The sequence below is a fragment of the Cohnella lupini genome (genome assembly GCF_003386205.1).
Taxonomy (GTDB): domain Bacteria; phylum Bacillota; class Bacilli; order Paenibacillales; family Paenibacillaceae; genus Cohnella; species Cohnella lupini.
Map to the genome: position 1 here is coordinate 285224 of NZ_QRDY01000004.1, position 22196 is coordinate 307419.

General features: G+C 55.1%; 18 protein-coding genes. All 18 read right to left on the reverse strand.

The features are described from left to right. Positions 1-28 precede the first annotated feature (28 nt). Positions 29-2812 carry an ABC transporter permease gene (locus DFP95_RS10240; protein ID WP_115992515.1) on the reverse strand — a complete coding sequence of 928 codons (2784 nt, stop codon included), beginning with the start codon at positions 2810-2812 and terminating at the stop codon, positions 29-31. Further along, positions 2812-3867, reverse strand: a complete 1056-nt coding sequence (locus DFP95_RS10245; protein WP_115992516.1) for an efflux RND transporter periplasmic adaptor subunit — start codon at positions 3865-3867, stop codon at positions 2812-2814. Before DFP95_RS10245 ends, DFP95_RS10240 begins: the two co-directional genes overlap by 1 nt. Then, entirely contained in the window at positions 3824-4516 is a 693-nt protein-coding gene (locus tag DFP95_RS10250) for an ABC transporter ATP-binding protein (RefSeq protein ID WP_115992517.1), read from the reverse strand. Before DFP95_RS10250 ends, DFP95_RS10245 begins: the two co-directional genes overlap by 44 nt. Beyond that, on the reverse strand, positions 4516-5991 hold the full coding sequence (locus DFP95_RS10255; RefSeq protein ID WP_115992518.1) for an ABC transporter substrate-binding protein: 1476 nt from the start codon (positions 5989-5991) through the stop codon (positions 4516-4518). Before DFP95_RS10255 ends, DFP95_RS10250 begins: the two co-directional genes overlap by 1 nt. 465 nt (positions 5992-6456) lie before the next feature. After that, positions 6457-7761, reverse strand: a complete 1305-nt coding sequence (locus DFP95_RS10260; protein ID WP_115992519.1) for a sensor histidine kinase — start codon at positions 7759-7761, stop codon at positions 6457-6459. After that, positions 7761-8438: a response regulator transcription factor gene (locus DFP95_RS10265; RefSeq protein WP_115992520.1), complete on the reverse strand. Its 678-nt coding sequence runs from the start codon at positions 8436-8438 to the stop codon at positions 7761-7763. The genes DFP95_RS10260 and DFP95_RS10265 overlap by 1 nt, the downstream gene beginning before the upstream one ends. A gap of 593 nt (positions 8439-9031) precedes the next feature. Further along, positions 9032-9586, reverse strand: a complete 555-nt coding sequence (locus tag DFP95_RS10270; protein ID WP_115992521.1) for a QcrA and Rieske domain-containing protein — start codon at positions 9584-9586, stop codon at positions 9032-9034. 117 nt (positions 9587-9703) lie between these two features. Further along, a complete protein-coding gene (locus DFP95_RS10275; RefSeq protein ID WP_115992522.1) occupies positions 9704-12358 on the reverse strand; it encodes an NPCBM/NEW2 domain-containing protein in 2655 nt (884 codons plus the stop codon). A gap of 230 nt (positions 12359-12588) precedes the next feature. Continuing rightward, on the reverse strand, positions 12589-13290 hold the full coding sequence (locus DFP95_RS10280; RefSeq protein ID WP_147304156.1) for a tyrosine-protein phosphatase: 702 nt from the start codon (positions 13288-13290) through the stop codon (positions 12589-12591). A gap of 98 nt (positions 13291-13388) precedes the next feature. Beyond that, positions 13389-14540, reverse strand: a complete 1152-nt coding sequence (locus tag DFP95_RS10285; RefSeq protein ID WP_115992524.1) for a DUF2264 domain-containing protein — start codon at positions 14538-14540, stop codon at positions 13389-13391. A 93-nt stretch (positions 14541-14633) separates the two neighbouring features. Beyond that, a complete protein-coding gene (locus tag DFP95_RS10290) occupies positions 14634-14984 on the reverse strand; it encodes a VOC family protein (protein ID WP_115992525.1) in 351 nt (116 codons plus the stop codon). Between the two features lie 215 nt (positions 14985-15199). Further along, on the reverse strand, positions 15200-15739 hold the full coding sequence (locus tag DFP95_RS10295) for an HAD family hydrolase (RefSeq protein ID WP_115992526.1): 540 nt from the start codon (positions 15737-15739) through the stop codon (positions 15200-15202). A 65-nt stretch (positions 15740-15804) separates the two neighbouring features. Continuing rightward, on the reverse strand, positions 15805-16812 hold the full coding sequence (locus DFP95_RS10300) for a LacI family DNA-binding transcriptional regulator (protein WP_115992527.1): 1008 nt from the start codon (positions 16810-16812) through the stop codon (positions 15805-15807). Between the two features lie 110 nt (positions 16813-16922). Further along, entirely contained in the window at positions 16923-17741 is an 819-nt protein-coding gene (iolB, locus tag DFP95_RS10305; RefSeq protein ID WP_115992528.1) for a 5-deoxy-glucuronate isomerase, read from the reverse strand. 5 nt (positions 17742-17746) lie between these two features. After that, positions 17747-18781 (reverse strand): inositol 2-dehydrogenase, encoded by a 1035-nt coding sequence (iolG, locus tag DFP95_RS10310; protein WP_115992529.1) that lies wholly within the window; start codon positions 18779-18781, stop codon positions 17747-17749. A 21-nt stretch (positions 18782-18802) separates the two neighbouring features. Then, positions 18803-20248 (reverse strand): CoA-acylating methylmalonate-semialdehyde dehydrogenase, encoded by a 1446-nt coding sequence (locus tag DFP95_RS10315; RefSeq protein WP_115992530.1) that lies wholly within the window; start codon positions 20246-20248, stop codon positions 18803-18805. Positions 20249-20269: 21 nt separating this feature from the next. Next, positions 20270-21280 carry a 5-dehydro-2-deoxygluconokinase gene (iolC, locus tag DFP95_RS10320; RefSeq protein ID WP_115992531.1) on the reverse strand — a complete coding sequence of 337 codons (1011 nt, stop codon included), beginning with the start codon at positions 21278-21280 and terminating at the stop codon, positions 20270-20272. Further along, positions 21277-22194, reverse strand: a complete 918-nt coding sequence (iolE, locus tag DFP95_RS10325; protein WP_115992532.1) for a myo-inosose-2 dehydratase — start codon at positions 22192-22194, stop codon at positions 21277-21279. The genes iolC and iolE overlap by 4 nt, the downstream gene beginning before the upstream one ends. Positions 22195-22196: the final 2 nt, after the last annotated feature.

The following is a 22196-nucleotide window of genomic DNA, read 5'->3' on the forward strand; positions in this document are numbered from 1 at the left end:
GCGGAACATCCCCCTTCTCCATTGGCGCTTATCTTTCTTCTCCAAGCTTAACGGCTTGAGATATTCGCAGGCGACGAAGCTGAACGATTAGCAGGCAGGCGCCGGCCGCGAGCATGATCCCCGTCGCGACGTATAGCTTCAACATATCGCCTTGCTCGAACACGATCCGGAAAGGCGGCACCTGCCTTGCCCCTTCGACGCTTCCGCTCTGCAGGAACGGCAGAAACAACCGGCTTGCCGCCGTGCCGAGTCCGATTCCGGCCGCGACCGACAAGCCGGTCGTGAACAGCTGCTCGAGCAGCAGCATGCCGGTCAACTGACCTCGGGAAAGTCCCGTGGCTCGCAAGATGCCAAGCTGAACGACTCTTCGCGATAAAGTAAAAAACCAGAAAATCAAATAACCGAGCAATGAAACAAGCAAAGAAATAAGAAAACCGAGGCTGAGTATACCGAACACCCCGCCTTGCGCGGGATGATTCCTCCCTTCGGCAAGCGCGCCTCTCGCGTCTTCCGCTTGCGCGATCGCTATGCCTCTATCCGCAAGCATGTCTAGCACGGGCGCAAGATTCGCACCGTCTGTCATGTTCAGCCAAACCTCGTACGGAATTTTTTCGATCTGCTGATAGAGGTAATCGAGATTCGCCACGAAGAACGGCGCTTCGTCCGGATATTGGCTTGGCCAGTATGGCACGATTCCGACGACGACGAATTCCACGGGCTCGTTATCGTAACCGATCGCGATGCTCAGCGGATCCCCTTCCTTTAATCCGTGCTTTCCGGCGAAGCTCTCCGATATAAGCACCGCTTGCTCCGTCGTTCCGAGCGCGTCAAGATAATAATAGGGGTGTATCGGGTACATATCCTCGCGGAACCAAGCCGTCTTCGCGAAAGCCGCGTTGTCGATGCCCATCACTTGCCCGGAGCCGGCCGCCTTACCGCCGATCTCTATTTTGCCGGTCGCCTTCATGACGCGGGCGGCCGATTCCACTCCCTCGAGCTTCGAGTAAGCCTCGAAGGACGGCTCGTTATAATAGATTTTGTTCTGATCGTCCTCGTCCTGGACGCCTTCCCAAGCCGCCTTCAAGACGGCGTCGCTTCCGTATTGGTATTTCGTGCGATCCGTCGCGTTCGTATCCATCGTCCGGGCGGCGGATGCATTGTAGACGCCGAGACCGATCGTGAGGATCAGCAGTATCATCAAGGGATAGAACGAGGCCGCCGAACGCGATAGCTGCGTCATCGTCAAGTACATCGTGACCGGCATTCGCTTGTTCATGATCTTGTTCCCTATCCTTAGCAACAGCGGAAATAAGCGGAGTCCCAGCAATCCCGCGGCGAACAGGAACAGCGCCGGAATGACGAAGATGCCGGGCTGAATTTCCGCCGCGCCTCCGTCCTGCTTGGCGGATACGATCTGGCCCGTATGCAGCAAGTACCACCCGGCAGCCGAGGCGGCCAACAGGGCGATGTCCAGGTAAAGACGCTGCCAAAGCGGCGGCCTGCTCTCCCGAGATCGCTCCCGGGTATGCTCTACGATCGAAGCGTTCGCATAAGAGCGGATCGGCGCGATGGTCGCTATAACGGCAAGCAACGTAGCCAAGGAACCGAACCACCACGCGGCGCCGTTCCATCCGACCGGGATGGACTTGCGTCCCACGAAGGAGAGGAAGCCGCTGGAGGAGCCGATCGTCTTCGCCATCAACCAAGACAGGGCAAGACCGAGAAGCAAAGCCAAGCCTCCAAGCAAAGCCGCCTCGATCGCATACAATGCCGTGATCTGACGAGGACTGGCTCCGCGGCTATGAAGCACGGAGATATCGCCTCTTTGCCGGTCAAGGGATTGCTTCGCGTTAAGCGTAATGAAATATAACACCATCGCCAGCACGGGCGCGGCAAGCGCGAACAGCATCGCCTGCAGCACTGCGCTCTGGCGGTTGAATTCACGCAGCATGTCGATGAACGTCAAGTTCACCTTCGTGTTTTCCAGCATCCGGTGCATCGTAATCTCCAGCCGCTGCAGCTCGCCGATCACAGAGGATAGATCGCTTATTCGGATATTCCGCAGATCGAACGCATAGAACCATCCTGCCGAATCCATCGCGAGGCGGCTTTCCTTGAGCAGGCTCTCCATCATCGTCTCGTGACCTACCAGCAACGTATCGGCCAATTTTTCTTTCCCGTCGATCGCCCAGGTCAGAGCGGTTTCGTCCTTCAGCTTGTAAGAACCCGTTATTCGTACCGTTAAACGTTTTGTTTTCCCATCCTCGTTCTTGGCGTCATAGTAGAAGGAATCGCCGATTTTCCAGCCGTAACGGCTTAACGTCTCCTGCAGGACGAGCGCCTCGATGGTGCCCTTCTCCATCCCGTCTTCGGGCAGCTTACCTTCGACGATATCGATCTGACCATTCATTCCGCTCTGCGCCGCCAGCTCCATACGAACCAATCGGTTAGAGGCGCCGGATTTCGTAGATCGAACGGTAGAGGCGGGCAGGCTTATCCGGCTTGTATAGGCGTCCACGGGAAATCCGATACGTCCGGGAAGCTCCTCGCCCACCCAACGATCCGCCTCAGCGAGTCCCTCCAAATCCGTGTCGGTCGAGCCGCCGGACTGATATTTGATATAGAGGGACGCCGGAGGCAATCCTTTCGTTTCTTCTTGCAAGGATTTCGCGACGAGCCGCTTGAGGGTGCCGTCGGCATACATCGGAATACTCATCGCGAATGCCGCGGCTACCGTTAATCCTAGCAACGTGCTGAACGTGAACCAGCGATTTTGCCACATTTTCAGGAGAAGGTGCCCGATGATCCGCATTATTTCCCCACGACCTTCTGGCCTTCCTTAAGCCCGTTGATAATCTCTACTTCGGTCGTCGTTTGCACACCGATCTCTACGTCTACCTCTCCCTTGCTCCCATCGGCATTGGACACGAGCACGTAGTTCCTGCCATTCTGCTTCCTAAGCGCCGCAATGGGTATGGATAACGCGTTCTCCCGTTTTTCGACGATGACGGAAGCCGACAGCGGCGTGCCGTGCTGAACGTTCCCCGGCGGTTTTTTCAAGTCTATCAGCGCATAGGAGTCCAAGGAATCTTCCTCCGACTGAGAGGTGTCGACGGGCAGCCTTCGCACCGTGCCCTCGTAATCTCCGGCCGTATTAATACCGACCGTCGTCGCCATGCCGGGAGCGATATGAGCCAGATCCCCGGAGTCGAACTGAACGGCAACGACGAGCGAGTCCATATCGGCGATTCTGCCGACTTTCTCGTAAGCCTTCGCGATGTCGCCCTTCTCCGCCGTAAAGCTGACAATCGTCCCATCGTAGGGAGCGACCAACTTCGACTCTGACAACCTCTCTCTTAATTCCCCGAGCTCCTCCTTCAACAGCTCGTAGTCGAGCTGCAGCTTGCGCAATTGAATATCGCCGTCTTCGGTTTGATTTTGCGTGGCGGACTTGATATCCAACTCGGACTTCTCCAGATCGATTTCCTTTCTTAAGATCTGGTTTTCCGTATCGCCCGTATCCAGCTCCGCCAACACCTGTCCCTTCTTCACCTTGTCTCCGGCTTTTACTTTAACGTCGACGATCCGGACGTTCTCCTCCGTGAAGAATAGATTTTCTTCCTTCTCCGCCATCAGCTTCCCGGAACCGCTCAGACGGGTTTCCAGCGTCCCGCGCTTAACCGGATTTTCCGGCTTCTGCGAGATTTTCGGAGCGCGGATCGTCGGCAGCTTCTCCATGTCTTCCTCTTGCGGGAGCAAGGAGCATCCGGCTACAATCGACAAGCTGACCGCTGCCAGAAGCAGAATGCTAGCCGCCTTCCGTTTATGCCGGAACGATCCGGCCGTCGACCATCTGATAGACAACATCCGCCGCCCCCCATAATGCAGTATCGTGCGTGGTCATGCAGATCGCGATTCCTTCCGCCTCCACGACATCCTTGAACACCGAAATAATATGCGCCGCCATGCGGGAATCGAGCTCCGCCGTCGGTTCGTCCGCCAGCAGGAGCAGCGGACGGTGGGCAATCGCCTTGGCGATCGCCACCCGTTGCTGTTCTCCGCCGGATAGCTCGAGCGGACGATGAAACATTCTTTTCGTTAAGCCGACCAGATCCAGACATTTCTCGGTCCTGGCCTGCCAATCCGTCCGCGGGATGCCCGCCATTCTCAAGGAAAGCTGGACGTTCTCCCATGCGGTAAGCAGCGGCAACAGAGCGAACGATTGGAAAATAAAACCGATCTCCCGGCGACGTACGACGGTAAGCTGCTTGTCGCCCCATTGATGGAGCGGACGGTTTCGGAACCATACTTCGCCCGCCGTCGGACGGTCCAATCCTCCCATCAAATTGAGCAGCGTCGTCTTGCCCGAGCCCGATCTCCCCCTCAGCATCGTAAGCTTACCGGAATCGACCGTTAACTCGATTCCCTTCAACACCTCGATCTGCCGGTTTCCCGACGCGAAGCTTTTGCGCGCGTTCCTTACTTCAAGGAACCGAACCTCCCGCTCCGCAGTCATTATGAGTTACCTTCCGCATCCACGATCGCTTTCGTAAGCAGGTCCTGGCCTTGCGATTGAATCGCGGTTACGATTTGGTCGACGGTTTGGGTTCCTTCCACCGCTTTCTTAATCTGCTCGGATGCGAGCTGCGCGAACGCGTTCTTGAAGTCGTCCGGCAAGGTTTGCAGTAACAGCTGCGAGTTGGCTCCCAGCGCGTAAAATGCGTCGATGTTCTTCCCGTCGACCTCTTTCTTGAACGCGGTTCGCGCGGATAGCGCCGGCGACGACATCGAGCTCGTCTTGGCCAATTGTTCGCCGTTGGCATACTTCAGGAACTCCCATGCCGCGGACAGGTTCTCGGACGATGCGTTGATGGCGAACACGCTTTCCAAGCTCATGCTGCCGGTTACGTCGGGTTGGGAGGGATCGACGGGGATGGTGACGACGTCCCAATCGATATCCTTGAACGGACTTTTCGGTCCCGTCGCCGCCGTGGACGAGCTTCCAGGGCTTATCGGAGCGGTCGTGCCGACGGCGGCCCCCATTCTAACTCCCATGCCCATCATGTTCATCATCATAGGACCGTCGATCGTCATCGCGGCTTGGCCGGACATGAACTTCATCGAGTCTCCGCCGATCCGTATCGTCATTTTGCCGCCAATGCCGGTCATCATGTTTCCTCCGCCTCCGTTATCGGAAGGCATCGAGATGCTGCCCGACTTGTATCCGTCGACGACCGATTGGAAAATCTCTTTCCATTCCGGCGAATCTATCGATACCGTCTTCGCGTCCGCATCCGCGTAGAGCAATCCTTTCGCTTCCCCGATCGTGCGGATCAATTCGAACGGATTGCTTGCGGAGGACGACTGGAATAGTCCGTATAAGGCATCGTCGCCGTCCTTCTTGACCGGGAAGCGAGCGGCGAGCTGCATGACTTCTTCCCAGCTCATGCCGTCCGTCGGATAAGGGATGCCGTGCTTGTCGAACATCGCCTTGTTATAGTAAAGCGCTTGGCTCGAGAAGTCCGGGCTTAACCCGTATAGCTTTCCGGCCCCTTTAGCCTTGAGCAATTCGATGACGGACGGTTGGAAGCCGTCGATGTCGAACTCGTCCTGCTTCACGACGGCGTCCAGATCGTAAAGCAATCCCTTGCCGGCCAACGAAGCGTATTGGTCTTCGGTCAAATACAGAGCGTCGGGCTGCTGTTCCTCGAGAATCTTCTCCATCTCCGCAACCGGATCCTCGGCGCTGAATACCGACTCCGTCGATACGACCTCGAGCTCCACGTTGGGAAACATCGCCTGAAAAGCATTGCCGTACTGCATGTAGAAAGCCTGCTCGTTAAAGTAAGCGACCTTCAGCGTACCCGAATCATCCCTATCCAGACTCGTTAAGCCGGACTCCTTCTTATCGCCCGACGTACACGCCGTCAGCGTGATCGCCAGCGCTAGCGTACATGCGAACGCGCCAGATTTTTTCTTCCAATTTCCCATCGCTTTTACCACCCTTTTCGATTGATTGACTCCTAGACAAGTATGCCTACGGACCTTTAGAAACGGGTTAGAGAAGATGAAAGGAAGCTTAAAGGATGATTAGCGGAGCATAAAATAGGCGGGTTTACGGATTTTTTGGTGGGGGAGTTTGTTTGGTGGAGTAATAACCGGAAATGCACGAAATATTCGAGTAACCGGAGATAGTCCGATTTCGTTACTATCTCGGCTCGATTCGATGGTAGAAACCGGAGATAGTCCGATTTCGTTACCATCTCGGTTCGATTCGATGGTAGAGACCGGAGATAGTCCGATTTCGTTACTATCTCGGTTCGATTTGACGGTAGAGACCGGAATGCCTTTAAGAACGTTATCTACCTAAGCAGTAGCCGCTTCGCGGAACCAAACTTAAAAACCCTCCGCCTCTCGAAGAGGACGAAGGGTTGCAGACTCCGCGCGGCATGCGCACTATATCGGAAAAGTAATCAATACCTGAGTGCCCATAGACAGCTTGCTTTCCACCCGGATTTTGCCTCCGTGACTCTCCACGATCCATTTGGCGATGGCGAGTCCCAATCCCGTTCCGCCCTCTTGGCGCGTCCGCGATTTGTCGCCGCGGTAGAACCGGTCGAACACGTGCGGCAAGCTCTCGGGGGCGATGCCGATTCCGGTATCCTCCACTTCGAGATGCACGGAATGGGCCAGCTTGCGGCAAACGACGCGGATAACGCCGCCTTCCTGCGTATATTTGATCGCATTGTCGAGCACGGTTATCAACAGCTGATGCAGACGTTCCTCATCCGCGTTCATGGGGACGGAGTCGTCTATTTCGGCGTGTAAAATCACGTCCTTAACCTCCGCGAGCATCTGCATTTTGTTCACGCTCTCTTGGACTATCCGATCGAATCGGACAGGCTTCAGCTCGAGCTCCAGTTGGTTGGAATCTGAACGTGCTAGCGTAAGCAAGCCGCCGACCAGCTTGCTCATCCGCCGGGCTTCCTGCAAAACGGTGGAAATATGCTTGCTGTCCTGTTCGACCGTATGATCGGGGTGGCGAAGCAGAAGCTCCGTATGCGCTTGAATGACCGATAATGGAGTCCGCAGCTCGTGCGAGGCGTCGGATACGAACTGCTGCTGCTTGTCGAGGGAAACCCGGATCGGAATAAGAGCTCGGTTAGCTAAGTAATAACCGGCGGCGACGGCGACGAGAAGTCCAACGAAACCGCCGAATAGCAAAATGTTGCGCAGCCTGTTCAGCATGCCGATCTCGGCCGAAACATTGCTTAGAAGCTGTTGAGTCGTGATCTGGTAAGACGTTCCGTCCGTTCCCGTCAACACCGGAATGTCCGGATTGCGCACGTTCAGAACCCGGTAATACTGATTGCCGACCTTGACGGTTTCCGGCTCATCGCCGAACCGTTGCGGCTCCAGCTGCTTATAATGCTTTTCGCTGAACTCGGAGCTCCCTATCATCGGAACCGGCTGGTCATCCTTCGTCCAGAACAATTGGATGATCGGCCGATCCATCTGTCCCATCCGGAAGACGAGCGATTTCTGCGCGGGCATGGTCAGCGTTGCTCCCGAGCTAATGCCCGAGACGGCGGGAACGGCGGTCATCATCGTCATTTCCTTCTGGTTGTTAATCGACAGATCGATCTGCGCAAACAGCATCTGCTTCATGATCAAATACGCGGATAAATTTAACGAGATTAAAATAACGGAAAGAACGGCCGCGTTGCGGATCGTCAGTTGGGTACGGATACGGTTGAACATCAGCACTTCTCCTTCAGCATATAGCCGACTCCTCGAACGGTATGAATATAGCGCTCGCACCCGTACGGGGCGAGCTTCTTGCGCAGGTAATGGACATATACGTCCACCACGCCTATGCCCGCCTCCGAATCGATTCCCCATACCCGGTCAAGCAGCTGCTCCTTGGTCAGAATTTGCTCGCGGTTAAGCAGCAGGAATTCCATCAGCTCGAATTCTTTCATCGTGAGCTTCAATACTTCTCCGTTCGCGTATCCTTCCATGGATTGGCATTTTACGGACAGTTGCCCGTAATTCAGCTCGCCGTCCGGCGCGCCTTGGGACAACCGGCGCAATAATACCCTAATGCGGGCCAACAGCTCCGGCGAGGCGAACGGCTTCACCAAATAATCGTCTGCGCCTAAATCCAGCCCCTTAACCCGATCCTCCACGCTATCGCGTGCCGTAAGCAACAAGATCGGTTTCGCGTTCCCTTCCGCTCTCAGCTCGGATAGAACCGATAAACCGTTCATTCCGGGAAGCATGATATCCAGAATGATCAGATCGTGAACCGATTGTTGGGCCAAGTACAAGCCGTCCAATCCGTTATCGGCCTCGTCTACCTGATAAGCTTCTTCCTTAAGAAGCGTCGAGACGGCATCCAGCAACGGTCGATCGTCCTCCACCACAAGTATTCTCAATGGGTTTGCCCCTTCGTTCAGGTTCGTTCATTATGTAGACTGCACCCCATTGTAAATCACGAACCTTAACGAATACTTAGAAGACGGTAAGCGCGGCCTTAAAATAAAAAAGAAGACCCCTCTATTGGCGATCTTCCAAAAATTCCTCACTGACATGAGGTCCGTTATTCGTCGGCTAAGCACAGCTTCCTACAACTCGAGGGACTTAGGCCCCGTTATTGTACCATGGTCGTTACTTCATTTATTGGGAATTTGCCCACCAAGGCGAGAGTTACCCGGGTTGGACGGCTAACTACGCTCGGATCGCATCCCACCGCGAAAATTACCCGGTTTGGACGGCTAACTACGCTCGGATCGCATCCCACCGCGAAAATTACCCGGTTTGGACGAGTAACTCCGCTCGGATTGCCCACCACGGCGAAAATTACCCGGTTTGGACGAGTAACTACGCTCGGATCGCATCCCACGGTGAGAATTACCCGGTTTGGACGGCTAACTACGCTCGGATTGCCTCGCACGGCGAGAATTACCCGGTTTGGACGGGTAACTACGCTCGGATTGCCCACCTCGGCGAGAAGATTTATTATAGGGCTCTACACCCGTTTCAACGGAGATGCAATATCTATGTAAACGAAGCCGCCGGATAGGATGGGTTCGTAAGTATCCAAGCCTTGAGTGACCACTCCGATGGCGTTACCCGATTTGTCGAATTCGGCGCCATGGCATGGGCATAGGAAGTACAGTTCTTTTTTCCCGGCCGGCGGCGGCTCTTTCAGGGGTTCGACGTTGCAGCCCAAATGGGTACATGACGGCGACAGAATAAGAAGCTCTCCCTGGGCGCTTCTCGTTACGTATACGAATCCTCGTTTTGCGGTCGCTACCCAAGCGTCCTGAATCGTTGCCGTATATTTAATTTTCTCGAAGCCTTGAATGGCGTTCAGCGTAACGGATTCGCCGACTTTAACGATATTCCCCGGCATTCCCGCAACCTTCGGAGGGGCATGCCGTTGTCGTTCTTTCACCCGCGAGGCGCCGTAATAGATCATTCCCGCGCTGCTAAGCAATACTCCCGCTACTCCCAATGCCACTTTGGCCGACGAGCTCAAGAACGCTCTTCTCGTAATCTTTTTCGGCAAACGTTCGTTCATTCGCCTACGCCTCCCGGAGGATTGTCGTCAATCGGTTCACTTCCTTAGTTTATTATATAGGTAAATATAAAGACCCGTCGGATTATTCCGACGGGTCCTCCTCTTCCGGGCGTCCGGCTACTCCCCGTAGAGAATACGCGCATCTCCCCAATCGGCATGATCCCAATCTCCGCCTGCAATGCCATTGGTGACGATTAGCTTCAGCTCGTTAACTCCGTTAATGTCCAGATCGACGAGCTGCGTTTCCGAAGTCGCGGTCATAACGCCGCTGTCGAATGCTTTGGCGCCGTCCAGCCATACTTCGAAGCTTACTTCTCCGTTGCCGTAAGTCTCGTCGTCGACGCCGACGGCCGATTGGAATCGGCTATATTCGCCGCCTAACGTGTATACGATCGTCGATGCGGCATGGGTTCCCAACCCTTTCGCGTACACGACCTCGTTCAGCGTGATCGGCTTTCCGTCCGTCGATTTGTCTCTTTGCACGTTGCCCCAGCCTGCTACGCCGATATCCCACGAGTAGTCGCTTAGATATACGGTCGGCGACGATGGAGGAGCCAGCACGGCAACGACATCGTTGCTTGCATCCGAGCGATTGCCCGCCGCGTCGTACGCCTTCGCCGTGAAGGTGCTTGCCGTACCCGGAATGAGACCCGCTGCCGTGTACGAAGTCGCGTTCGCGCCTGAAGTCGTTCCGACCAAGGCTCCATTACGGAATACTTCGTAACCGACAACCGCCTTGTTGTCCGTGGATGCCGTCCACGTCAAGCTTGCGCTAGTTCCGGTGACGGAAGCGACCGTCAGGCTCGCAGGGGCCGTAGGCGCCGACGAATCCGGTAATTCGGTCGTTACGCTAAGAGCTGCGCTTGGCTCCGAAACGTTGCCCGCGGCATCTCGCGCGCGGAGCGTAAAGACGTAAGTCGTGCTAGCCGTCAATCCTTTGACGGTCAGCGTAATTTCGCCGGGAGCCGTAGAGCCTACGAGCGTTCCGTCCTTGTAAACATCATAGCTAACGACTCCTACGTTATCGGAGGCGGGAGACCATACTAGCTCGACCGTCTCGTCCGTCTGCGACGGAGAAGCAAGGTTCGTCGGCACGTTCGGTTTCTTCGTATCGGGAAGTCCCGGACTTACCAGAATGATTTTCTCCTTCAGATCGGAACGACCTTCGTTATCCCATACGACGAGCGTCACCCGGTAGATACCGGCCTTATCGTAGACGTACGTCGGTTTGGAAGACGCGCTTGGAAGGCCGGCGCCGAAGTCCCATAAATAATTGACGATCGTCCCGTTATCGGTAGAGGTGCTGACGAACGTAACCGGCTCCCCTACGCGTACGAGAAGAGGATTCGTAAACCCGGCCTTCGGCTTCGGATTCGAGAAACCGCGCGAGACCGGCTGAGCGTTATTGCCGTTGCGATAGACGAGATTCCCCGACCACTCCAGATGCTGGGCGGCCGTCGGATAAGGATCCATCGTTACGTCCTTATTGCCGTAAATGATATTGTTCGTAAAGCTCAGCCGGTCGACTCCCGTAGCTCCCGTAATCTCGATCGCCTTTCTTCCGTTATTGACGATGAGATTACTATCGAAGGAAAGATTCTGGGAGTCGCCATGAATACGAACGGCATTTCCTTCATAGCCCGGATAAGCCGCTTTCGGATTGCCGAGCTGAGTGTTCGTAAAGCTGTTTTTATAGAAATACTGGAACTGCTCGATCTCGCCGGAGCCCGCGCCTTGCAGCTGCATGCCCCACATGACCATGTTTTTGACGACGTTGTAGCCCCATAATTGGTGGCCAGTGCCCGGCGATTGTTGAATGCCGACCTGTTGACCTCCGTCGACCACGTTATCCGTAGTCACCGCATTGTCCGCCATGATCTCGAGACCGATCGAGCCGACTCTGCCGTCCGTCGGGTGTACGACGTTGCGGCGAACCGCGATGTTCTTCGAACGAACGGCGCTGATCCAGAAATCGACTTCGTTATCCTCGATGATGGAATTGTCGGTATTCGTATGAAGCTCGATGGACAAGCCGTGTTCCTTCAAGCCCGTACCCGTGATTTTATTGGATCTCACGATCGCGCCGGAGCTTCCGTCGTTAACGAGAATGCCTCCGCGACCGGTATTGGAGATGACGTTCCGCTCGACGGTGACGTTTTTCGAATCCCATCCCGCGCGGACCCCTGCCCCCCAGATCGAGCCTATCCCGATATTGGAGATGTTATTATCCGAAATCTTTACGTTCTCCGAACCGATAACGTATAGAGCATGAGGACCGAAGCCTTCCACGGCAGCGAAATCCTTGACCTTAAGTCCGCTCATCGAATTGTGGCCGCCTCCTTCCGAGACGACAGCCGACATGGCTAACAGGCTGTTATTGCCATCCAAAGTCATATTCTTGATCGTTGCGTTCGTTACGTCGTGAAAATAAAACATGTAGGTTTCCGGATTGTCCGAGTATTTAACGATGGTGTTGTCGCGCGATGCCCCTTGGATCGTAACGCCGGTCTTGCCCTTTACGGTGCCGCCTAGGTAATACGTTCCATTCGGAATAAGTACCTTATCCCCTGCCGACGCGGCATCGATAGCCGCTTGAATGGCGGCTCTGTCGTCGAGCGCGTCCGTTCCGTTCGCCCCGTAATCGGCAACGGAAATGTTGGCGGCGGTTATGCTCGGCCCTGCTGCGGCTCCCGCCAAAGGACTTGCCGTCGCGACCATGATCAGTGACATGAACAAGCTGATGGTAGCCTTTCGGGATGGCTTGACCTTCATTCTTTAATTCATCTCCTCACGCTGGATTGGTTAGGCTCTTGGGAGCCTACCTTCCTATCGTGCATGAAGGTTTGTTCGACCGTTACTATTCAAAGCACGAATCATTCGCGCGCAAGCTATTACTTTTAATCATTGCTATGGATTTTACGAAAATACGGTCTCCCGGACATAACGAATAAGCGTACCTAATCGATACGCCTATCCTTCCGTCTATCATTTAGGGTACGGGTCTACAGAATCCGCCTTGTTCTTGCTTCAAGCGCGGCTTTGGCGTCTTCGCCTGCCAGCTTGGCGAAGATCGCCATGCCGTCGCTAAGGTTAGGCTTGCGGGTAACGTTATGCGCGTCGGTCGCCAACGTATGCGCGTTCCCCGTCTCGCATAGCCATTCCCCGAACTGGGCGGCTTCCGTTCCGAAATTCCCGACCAGGCTATCCGCCGAGACTTGCGTCCAGGCGCCTAGTTCGATTAACTTCAGCAACGTCTCGGGTTCTTCCCGGAAGAAGAAATGGCGTTCCGGGTGGGGAATAATCGGCGTGATGCCCTCATGAAGCAATCGCTCGAAGACTTCCGGCGTAAGATCGTCGTATTCCTGCCAACGTTGTTCGATGAGCAGGAACTTGGCCGGCGCGCCGAGATACGAGAAGCTGCGGCTGCGCATATGCTCTTCGACGAACGTTTTGCTTTCTATTCTTACCTCGTTGCCCGGATGCAGCCTAATCGCGATTTCTTGGCGATCCAGCTCCCGCTGCAACTCTTCCATTTTACGAAGAACCGTATCGGTTCCCACTAAGTAAACTCCGTTAAAATGCGGAGTCACGACAATATCGCGGGTTCCGTCTTCATAAGCTATGCGGGCCATCGCGACCGATTCCGCCAAGTCTTTCGCCCCGTCGTCTACCCCGTGCAGTATATGGCTATGAATATCGATCATTCCGGTTTCCCCATTCCGTTTTCCCCCTATCTTATCAAAGCCCGGAACGCACGACAACCGCGGATTCGACATCCGCGGCCGTCTATCTTCCAAAATATTCATCCGTATATGGCTTGATCCGGCGATCCCCCCGCGCCGCCCCATACTTGGCGAGACGTCCAATCCAGCGGATCGTCCGACCAGAACGGATCCGATTCCGACAAGCCGAGCGGCAGCAGCACCACTGCGCATAAGTAGAGGCTTCCCGTCGAAATATACCTCTCCCCAAGCTCCGGCTGGCTGCCGCTAAGTCCGATCCGCAACCAACCGTTTTCGTCGAAAGTACCTACCGGATCCATGCATCGACGGATGACGGCCGTTAACGCGCTTCGGGCTTGACCCGCAGGCAATCGATCCGGGAGCCGATGCTGGAGAGCCGATTGCGCCAACATTTGGAAGGCACCGCAACGATAGGCGATGGAACGTCCAAGCACGGGGAACGAGCCATCCGGGGCAATCATTCTTTCCAATACGGCCGAATATCTCGTTGCCCTGCGCAAGACATGAGGATGCTGTTCTTTCCATCCGTCGTCGAGATCCTCCAGCGAATCAAGGATGTCGACCAACATCGGTTGAATGACGAAGCTATTATAATAATCCCAATGGAAATCCGGACCGTCTCCGTATGCGCCGTCGCCTTTATACCATTGCTCGTGCTGCTTTAAGGCAAAGTCGACCCTCATCGGATCCCAGTCGGAGCCCATGAAGCGCAAAGCGGTTTCGATCATCGCCGAGAACAGCAGCCAATTGCTTAACGGAGGCTTGCGGTCCCGGGTAGAACGAAGCGCCGCCGCCACGTTGTTCCGTACTCGCTTGTCCAGCGGGTGCCAGAGAGCGCCGGGTGCCCGAAGAATGGCGTGCGCAAGGAAAGCCGTATCCACGATCGGTTGATGCCCTTCCGTGAAATTCATATAATCCGGCGACGTTTCGTCCGTCGCCGAATCGATCGCTTCTACTGCCCACGCTGCGAATTTCAGTCGCAACCGCTCCTCTTCGGGATCCTCCGCGCGGCGCTCCAGCCAAGGCGCGATCCCCGCAAGCAGCCTTCCCAGCGCTTCGAGATGTGAGTACTTCGCGCGCTCAACTGGGTCGCCCGCTTCTACCGGCATGACCGCCTTTAAGCTGCGGTTCGCCGCATGCTCCAACACCGGCGCTGCCAATTTCACCAACGTATCCAGCCAATAACGACGATCGTTCTTTTCCGAGTTCACCGTTGCTCCCCCTTAACGTGTTTAACATGAATGACTGCGTCGTAGAATTTAGTTTCAATAGGTTCCCAAGAGTCGCCGGTTAGTCTGCATTCGCTAACATAGCACCTCGACGGTAAAGCCGCCCGGGGCTTTCACGTAAAATGTCCATCCATGAGATCTGACCGGCGACGCGACGTCGAAGCCGTCTTCCTTCAAGCGTCGATTAATCTCGTTAACCTTCTCTTCGTTTTCCTGCGCGAATCCGATATGAAAGGTTTTGGGATAATCGGCTTGAGCTCCCTTCATTAACGTCAGGACCAACCCCGAGTCGTCGAACATTGCCGCGAACGTGTTTTCCCGCTTATCGCCACCCGATTCTATCTTTCTTAAACCGAAATATTTGGCCAGAAAATCCCGGGCCGCTGCCACGTCGGTAACCGTAAGATTAAGATGGTTCAGCTTCATGATAGAACACGTCCTCTTCTTAAGAATTCTTTCTAAGTAAATCGTAGCACATAAATGCAATTGGTAACCTTTTCGTTGTTTGGCGCTATTTTCCCTCCCGGTATCCGTCACATTACATTAAGCTTTTGAAAACTTTCATTCCTATAATCATAAAAAAGGCGGCACAGGAACGAACTCCTGAACCGCCTTTTCTTATAACCATGGCTTTCCTAGCTTCAAGACACCTCTAACAAGCTTTCGTTAAGCCGATCTACCAATTCCAGCAAGTCCAGCGGTTCGCGTATCGTATGAACGGGACGTTCGCTGTCATCGGCAGGGGTATGGGGATATCGTGAAGTCCAGCTTAGGAACACGCTTGTGATACCGAGCGCGTTCGCGCCTTTAATATCGCGGCTCAAGTTGTTGCCGACCATGACGATCCGGGAGTAATCCTGCTCGGTCAGCTCGATAGCTCCTGCCGCCGCTTTGAACATCCGCGGATTCGGCTTGGTAGCTTTAATATTTTCCGAATAGATCATAGCCGTGAAATAGTCGTAGAGTCCGTGTTGGTTGAACACGTTCTTGAACGATTGCGCGTCGCCGTCCGCGACCAGCACTAGCGTATATCCTCTTTCGTAGAGGGTTTTTACCATGACATCGGAGCCTGGAATAAGCCCCGCGCTAATTACGATGCCTTCCGCGTCCCGTATTTCCGTCTCTTCGTTAACGATCGTATCTCCGCTATCCAAGAAAACGATCAGCTTCTTCTCGCTCATAACGTCGCCTCCATATATTGAATCAAGGTAAGTAGGATGGTATTCATCGTTCTTCTAGCTCTCATTTACTGAGGCTTCCCCGTCGATTCCCGAACGATCAATTCGGGCTGCATGACGATTCGTTGCTTGATGGCGTCTTCCCGCTCGGACTGGCCGACCAATAGATCGAACGCCAGCTTCACCATCTGCTCCATCGGTTGCGCGATCGTCGTCAGCATCGGATTCGTCACGGTAGAAAGGATCGTATTATCGAAGCCGATGACCGATAGCTCTTCCGGAACCCGAACTCCCGCTTCCTTGGCCGCTTGAAGCGCTCCGATAGCGAGCAAGTCGTTGCAGCAGAACAGCGCGGTCGGTCCGTCGTCTCGCCGGATGAGCTCTTCCGCCGCTCTTCGGCCGTCCCTGATCGTGGATACGCAAGAGACGACGTCCTCCGGCTCGATCGCCACGCCCGCTTCGAACAACGCGAATTTGAAGCCTCTGACCCTCTCGACGCTGCTGCTGACCTTGAAATTTTCCGACAACACCGCCAGCCGCCGATGGCCCAATTGAAGCAAGTGCTCCGCCGCGAGGGTTCCGCCCTTGAAATCGTCCGTCAGCACGCTATGAACCGGCATGGAGGAAACCTCCCTGGCGATCATGATGATCGGAACGGACTTCTCCGCCAGCTGCAGCAAAATCTCCGTATTCTCGACGCCCGTACCGATCATGATTCCGTCGACGCTTTTCTGCTCCAGCAACCGGATGTATTTCTCGACGCGTTCGTCTTGGTTATCCGTGCTGCATACGATGACGCTGTATCCCGCATGATGCGCCAGATCCTCGACGGACCTCGCGATTTCCGCGAAGAAGGGATTGGAGACATCGGGAATAAGCAGCCCCAGCGTAAACGTCTTCTTGCCCATCAAAGCGGAAGCGATCACGCTCGGTTGATACTGCAGACGCTCCATGACCTTGAATATTTCGTCTCGTTTTTTCTTGCCGATATTTCCTTTGCCGTTGATCGCGTTGGATACGGATGCGATGGAAACGCCCGCTTCCTTGGCGACATCGTAGATCGTTGTAGCTTTCATCGTTAACCCCATTAATAGTCGGATAGAAAATGGAAAACGTACATTAACCTTCTCCGATCATTATCCGTTTTTCCATACTCCATTGCAATACGTCCGAACCCCTCGAAAACTTACTCCGGCCGGGGTTTTCCCGCTATCCACTCATGGGCCGGATCGTTATGGAATTTCCACTTCCGAGTCGGACCCGCCATCACGTTCAAATAATAAACCTGGTAGCCGGGAGGCGCGGAAACGGGATGGTATCCCTTCGGCACGAGTACGGCTTGTCCGTCCGTAACGGCAAAAGTCTCGTCCAGCGTTCGGTCGTCGGTATACACCCGTTGAATAGCGAACCCTTGGTCGGGCTGAACGCGAAAATAGTAAGTTTCTTCTAGCAACGATTCGTCGGGAAGCGCGTCTCTGTCATGCTTGTGGGGAGGATAGCTGGACCAGTGGCCCTCCGGCGTGAATACCTCGACGACGAGCAGACTGTCCGCGGGCTCTTGCTCCGGCAAGATGTTATGAATATAACGTTGCGTATTTCCGCTGCCGCGAACCTCGACGCCGACTTCTCCGGGAGCGATCAATCGCGAAGCATGATTGCCTCGTCCTGGCGCTTTGCATACCGCCAACTCCAGCACCGTAGTCGCTTCTACCTCGAAGCTGTTATCGTTCGGGACGTATACCGAATAAGGCGGCGTCTGCTCGAATACGTTCATTCGGCTTCCGATGTTCGACCACGATTGATCTTCGGTCGTTACGTCGGCCTTGCCGCTTAATAGAACCAAGCAGACCTCCTGCTCGCCGGTCGCTTGCTTAAGCTTCTGACCGGCTTCCAGACGGTAAACCTCGAAACCGACGTAGCTCCAGCCTGCGGATTCCGGCGTAATCGACATCAACAGACCATTCTGAGAAGGCTCGTTCCGAGGGCTTACGGTGAATTGAGGCATCCGTCTCACACCCTTTCCCTTAATTCCTCGATCTCGGCTAGTTTAACCGGACGTTTCAGCTTATGGGACAGCTGCGCAGCCAAGGCGATTCGCTCCGCTTGCCTTCCGTCCTGCCCGTCCACCGACACGGGCTTGCCGTTCAACAAGCAATCAATGAACAACTCGGTCTCTTCGATGTAGGCTTGGTTATACCGTTCCAGAAAGAAATGCAGCGGCTTGTCGCTCCATACTCCGCTTTCGGTGCTGAGTACGGCGGAGCTAGGGAAATCGTTGACGACCGCTACTGAGCCTTTGGAGCCGAACACCTCGGCGCGTTGATCGTAGCCGTATACCGCCTTGCGGCTGCAATCGATGACCCCGATCGCTCCGTTCTCGAAGCGAAGCGTCACGACCGCCGTATCCACGTCACCATGCTCCGCGAACACCGGATCCACCAACACGCTGCCTTGCGCGTACACTTCTTCGACTTCGTAGCCGGACAGGAATCTCGCCATATCGAAATCGTGGATCATCATGTCGAGGAAGATGCCGCCCGAAACCTTGATGTAGTCGGCGGGCGGCGGCGACGGGTCGCGAGATGTAATCTTGACGACTTGCGCCTCGCCGATCGCTCCTGCCGCGACATGCTCGCGTATACGCTTGAAATTGTGGTCGAACCGCCGATTGAACCCGACCTGAAGCTGTACGCCCGCTTTACGGACGGCCTCTAACGCTTCTTCGGTCTGCCGTATGTCCATGCTGATCGGCTTCTCGCAGAAGATGTGCTTGCCTTGCTGAGCAGCCCGTTTAATCAAAGGGACGTGCGTATCCGTGGAGGAGCAAATGAAAACCGCGTCGATGTCCGGATTCGCTAGAAGGTCTTCGCTATCCTGCGTAACGGTCGCAATTCCTCTAGCCTTTGCCCATTCGCGCAATTCGTCGCCGGCGTACAGATCGCTGACGGCTACGATTTCGAGATGGGGAATTCTTCGCATGTTGTCGGCGTGAATTTTGCCGATTCGTCCCGCGCCGATAATTCCGATTTTGATTAACTTGTTCATAGTCCCTCTTTCCGCCGCTTATTACCAGCGAGCTGTCACCATTTTTTTGCGGGTATAGAACTCGACGCCGTCCGTGCCGTTCGCATGTAAATCGCCGTAGAACGATTTCTTCCAGCCCGAGAACGGGAAGAAGGCCATCGGAGCGGGAACCCCGAGATTAATGCCCAGCATGCCGGCATCGATCGTTTCCCTGAATTGGCGAACGCTGCTGCCGTTGCTGGTGAAGAGACAAGCCCCGTTGGCAAAATCCGAGCCGTTCGCGATCGCGATGGCTTCCTCCAACGTATCGGCTCTCATCACCGAGAGAACCGGCGCGAAGATTTCGTCCTTCCAAATTTTCATTTCGCTGCTTACTTTGTCGAAAAGGGTAGGTCCCACGAAGTAGCCTTCAGCCGAGGATGCAGGATCCTTCCGCCCGTCGCGTACCAGCACTCCGCCTTCCGCTTCCCCGGATTCGATATAACCAAGGGTCCGTTCCTTATGCGAGGCTCGAATAACCGGACCGAGGAAAGTTCCTTTCTCCAAGCCATTGCCGATCGTCAGGCTATCCGCGGCTTCGGACAATCTCTTCACAAGCTCGTCGCCCACCTCGCCTACGGCGATGACGACGGCGCAAGCCATGCAGCGCTCGCCAGCGGAACCGAATGCCGCGTTCACGATTTCCTTGACCGTAAGATCGAGATCCGCGTCGGGCAGTACAATGGAGTGATTTTTGGCTCCTGCCAGCGCTTGAACCCGCTTGCCGTTCGCCGTGGCCGTCTTATACACGTACTCGGCGACGGGCTGCGAACCAACGAAAGACACGGCCTGCACCTTAGGATGAGTAAGAATGCCGTTCACGACATCGCGAGCGCCATGCACGAGATTGAGCACGCCCGCAGGTAATCCCGCTTCGTGAAACAGCTCCGCGAGCCGGTTAGCCAGAAGCGGCGTACGCTCCGACGGCTTCAACACGAACGTGTTTCCGCAAGCGATCGCAAGAGGGAACATCCAGCAAGGCACCATCATCGGGAAGTTGAAAGGAGTGATCCCCCCTATGACGCCGATCGGATACCGGTACATCCCCGATTCGATGTTCGTTGCGATGTCGGGCAATTGCTTGCCCATCATGAGCGAAGGGGCCCCCGCGGCGAACTCGACGCATTCGATGCCCCGCAATACTTCCCCGTGGGCTTCTCCGAAGCTTTTGCCGTTCTCGAGCGTAACGAGCTTCGCGAGCTCATCCCAATTTTCCACCAGAAGCTGCTGGTATTTGAACAAGATGCGCGCCCTGCGCGGAACCGGCGTGCGACTCCAGCCCTCGAACGCTTTCTTGGCGGTTTCCACCGCCAGATCGACGTCCGCTTGCGTGGATAGCGGAACCGATGCCAGAATTTCCTCCGTCGCGGGATTATAGACGTTCTCGAATTGTTCGGTAGCCGCGGCGACCCATTGTCCGCCGATCCAGTTTTTCAATGTCGTTGTCATCCTGTTCCCTCTTTTCCCTAATTAGCCTGCCGTGATTTCGCCGCGTTCGCAGCGTTCGATATAACCCTCGACTTGCGCGACGGTCGGCATCGCATCGGAGCAGCTATGGCTCGATATGACGATGCAGGCCGCGGCGCTGCCGTATTCCATGCTTTTCTCGATCGTCCACCCGGAGAATACTCCATATAGGAAGCCTGCCGCATAGGAGTCTCCGGCACCGAAGGTCTTTATGACCTTAGCCGGATACGACTTCGCCCGGTGCTCGGATCCATCCTTCGTATAAGCGATGGAGCCCTCTTTGCCATGCTTGATAATGACTATGCTAGCGGAATGATTCAACCATTTATCGGCCGTATAGCGATCGATTCGCTTCGGATTGTTCTCGAACCGTTCCATGCTGTCGAACTCTTCCCGAGTGCCTATGATAATATCGCTTTTCTCGGCGGCCAGATTGTAATACGTGGCCGTTTCCTCGGCGGACTTCCAAGTATAAGGGCGGTAATCGATGTCGAAAGCGACTACGGTTCCGTGCTTGCGGGCGTAATCCACCGCCAGGAAGACGGCTTCGCGGGAAGGACTCGCAGCAAGCGCCGTACCCGAGATCAGCAGCATTTTGCTCGCGGCGATCAGCTCCTCGTTTACTTCGAGAGGACTAAGCTTCAGATCCGCCACGTTATCCCGGTACATCAGGATGCTGCATTCGGTCGGGCTCTTGATCTCGGTAAAAGCTAGCCCCGTTACCGCACCGGTCTTATCCGTGATAACGTTCTCCGTATCGATTCCTTTATCTTGCAAATAGCCTTCAATAAACCGGCCCATCTGATCATCCGCGATCTTCCCGATGAATGCCGTCTTGAGGCCAAGCCTGCTCATGCCGATCGCGATATTGGCCGGAGAGCCGCCGACGTACTTCGTAAAAGTCATCGTCTGCTCCATCGGCCGGTTGATCTCGTTCGCGTTCAGATCGATGCACAATCTTCCGATCGCCGCGAAATCGAATTTTCTGTCCGTCGGAAACGAAATATACGTCATTTGCCGTCACCTGCTGCATCCGCGATCAGCGACCGCAAGTAAGAGATGGCTTCCTCGGCATACTCGCGAGGCGGGTGCGCCGCCGGGTCTTGTTCCCCTTCGAGCATAGCCCATCCCCGATAATCTCTTTCGATAAGCTCTCCGATAATTGGCGCGAAATCAATGCAGCCATCCCCAGGCACTGTAAACACCCCGTTGCGAATGCAGGTAACGAAATCCGATCCTGCCGCTCTCGCCTGTTCAAGCTCCTCGCGTCGTACGTCTTTCAAATGTACGTAAGCGATGCGGTCGTAATGCTTCTTCAGAACGTCCAGAGGATCGGCTCCGCCATACAAGGCATGACCGGAATCGAACAGCAGGAATACGAGATCGGGGTCGGTCATTTCCATCAGCTTGTCGATTTCCTCAGGGCTTTCGACTACGGTTCCGCCATGGTGATGGTACGTCAGCTTCAACCCATACTCCTTCGCGATCAGACCGGCCGCGTTCAATCCTTCGGCCAGACTGCTCCAGCCGGCTTCGTCCAGCCTAATGACTTCCCGCTCATGAGGCGTTCGTCTCGGATCGAAATGCAAGGAACCGCCTACCTCGCAGGTGCTGATGACCTTGCTGCCCATTTCCTTCAGAAACTTGACGTGCTCCAGATAGGCGGCCAGCTCGCTTTCGCGGTAGGCGGGATCGGAAAACAATACGGATTTCCACTGGGAGACGAGCTCGATTCCCCGTTTGGAAAGCTCCGCCTTGAGCAAGCCGATGTCCGGGGGATATTTACGTCCCATTTCCGTACCTTTTAAGCCCAAAGCCTGCATATCGTCTAAAATTTGCGCGTAAGTCGTATCGTCTCCGTGTTCTTTCACGTCTTCCCCGACCCAGTTGATCGGATGCGCGCCCAGCAAGAAAGGAAAATTCAGCAATA

Excerpts from the sequence above, each read along its gene's own strand:
- DFP95_RS10270 (WP_115992521.1), bottom strand. The coding sequence starts at position 9,586 with ATGAACGAACGTTTGCCGAAAAAGATTACGAGAAGAGCGTTCTTGAGC.
- DFP95_RS10280 (WP_147304156.1), bottom strand. The coding sequence starts at position 13,290 with ATGATCGATATTCATAGCCATATACTGCACGGGGTAGACGACGGGGCG.
- iolC (WP_115992531.1), bottom strand. The coding sequence starts at position 21,280 with ATGACGTATATTTCGTTTCCGACGGACAGAAAATTCGATTTCGCGGCG.
- DFP95_RS10315 (WP_115992530.1), bottom strand. The coding sequence starts at position 20,248 with ATGACAACGACATTGAAAAACTGGATCGGCGGACAATGGGTCGCCGCG.
- iolG (WP_115992529.1), bottom strand. The coding sequence starts at position 18,781 with ATGAACAAGTTAATCAAAATCGGAATTATCGGCGCGGGACGAATCGGC.
- DFP95_RS10245 (WP_115992516.1), bottom strand. The coding sequence starts at position 3,867 with ATGTTGTCTATCAGATGGTCGACGGCCGGATCGTTCCGGCATAAACGG.
- DFP95_RS10275 (WP_115992522.1), bottom strand. The coding sequence starts at position 12,358 with ATGAAGGTCAAGCCATCCCGAAAGGCTACCATCAGCTTGTTCATGTCA.
- iolB (WP_115992528.1), bottom strand. The coding sequence starts at position 17,741 with ATGCCTCAATTCACCGTAAGCCCTCGGAACGAGCCTTCTCAGAATGGT.
- DFP95_RS10300 (WP_115992527.1), bottom strand. The coding sequence starts at position 16,812 with ATGAAAGCTACAACGATCTACGATGTCGCCAAGGAAGCGGGCGTTTCC.
- DFP95_RS10255 (WP_115992518.1), bottom strand. The coding sequence starts at position 5,991 with ATGGGAAATTGGAAGAAAAAATCTGGCGCGTTCGCATGTACGCTAGCG.
- DFP95_RS10295 (WP_115992526.1), bottom strand. The coding sequence starts at position 15,739 with ATGAGCGAGAAGAAGCTGATCGTTTTCTTGGATAGCGGAGATACGATC.
- DFP95_RS10240 (WP_115992515.1), bottom strand. The coding sequence starts at position 2,812 with ATGCGGATCATCGGGCACCTTCTCCTGAAAATGTGGCAAAATCGCTGG.
- DFP95_RS10250 (WP_115992517.1), bottom strand. The coding sequence starts at position 4,516 with ATGACTGCGGAGCGGGAGGTTCGGTTCCTTGAAGTAAGGAACGCGCGC.
- DFP95_RS10290 (WP_115992525.1), bottom strand. The coding sequence starts at position 14,984 with ATGAAGCTGAACCATCTTAATCTTACGGTTACCGACGTGGCAGCGGCC.
- DFP95_RS10260 (WP_115992519.1), bottom strand. The coding sequence starts at position 7,761 with ATGTTCAACCGTATCCGTACCCAACTGACGATCCGCAACGCGGCCGTT.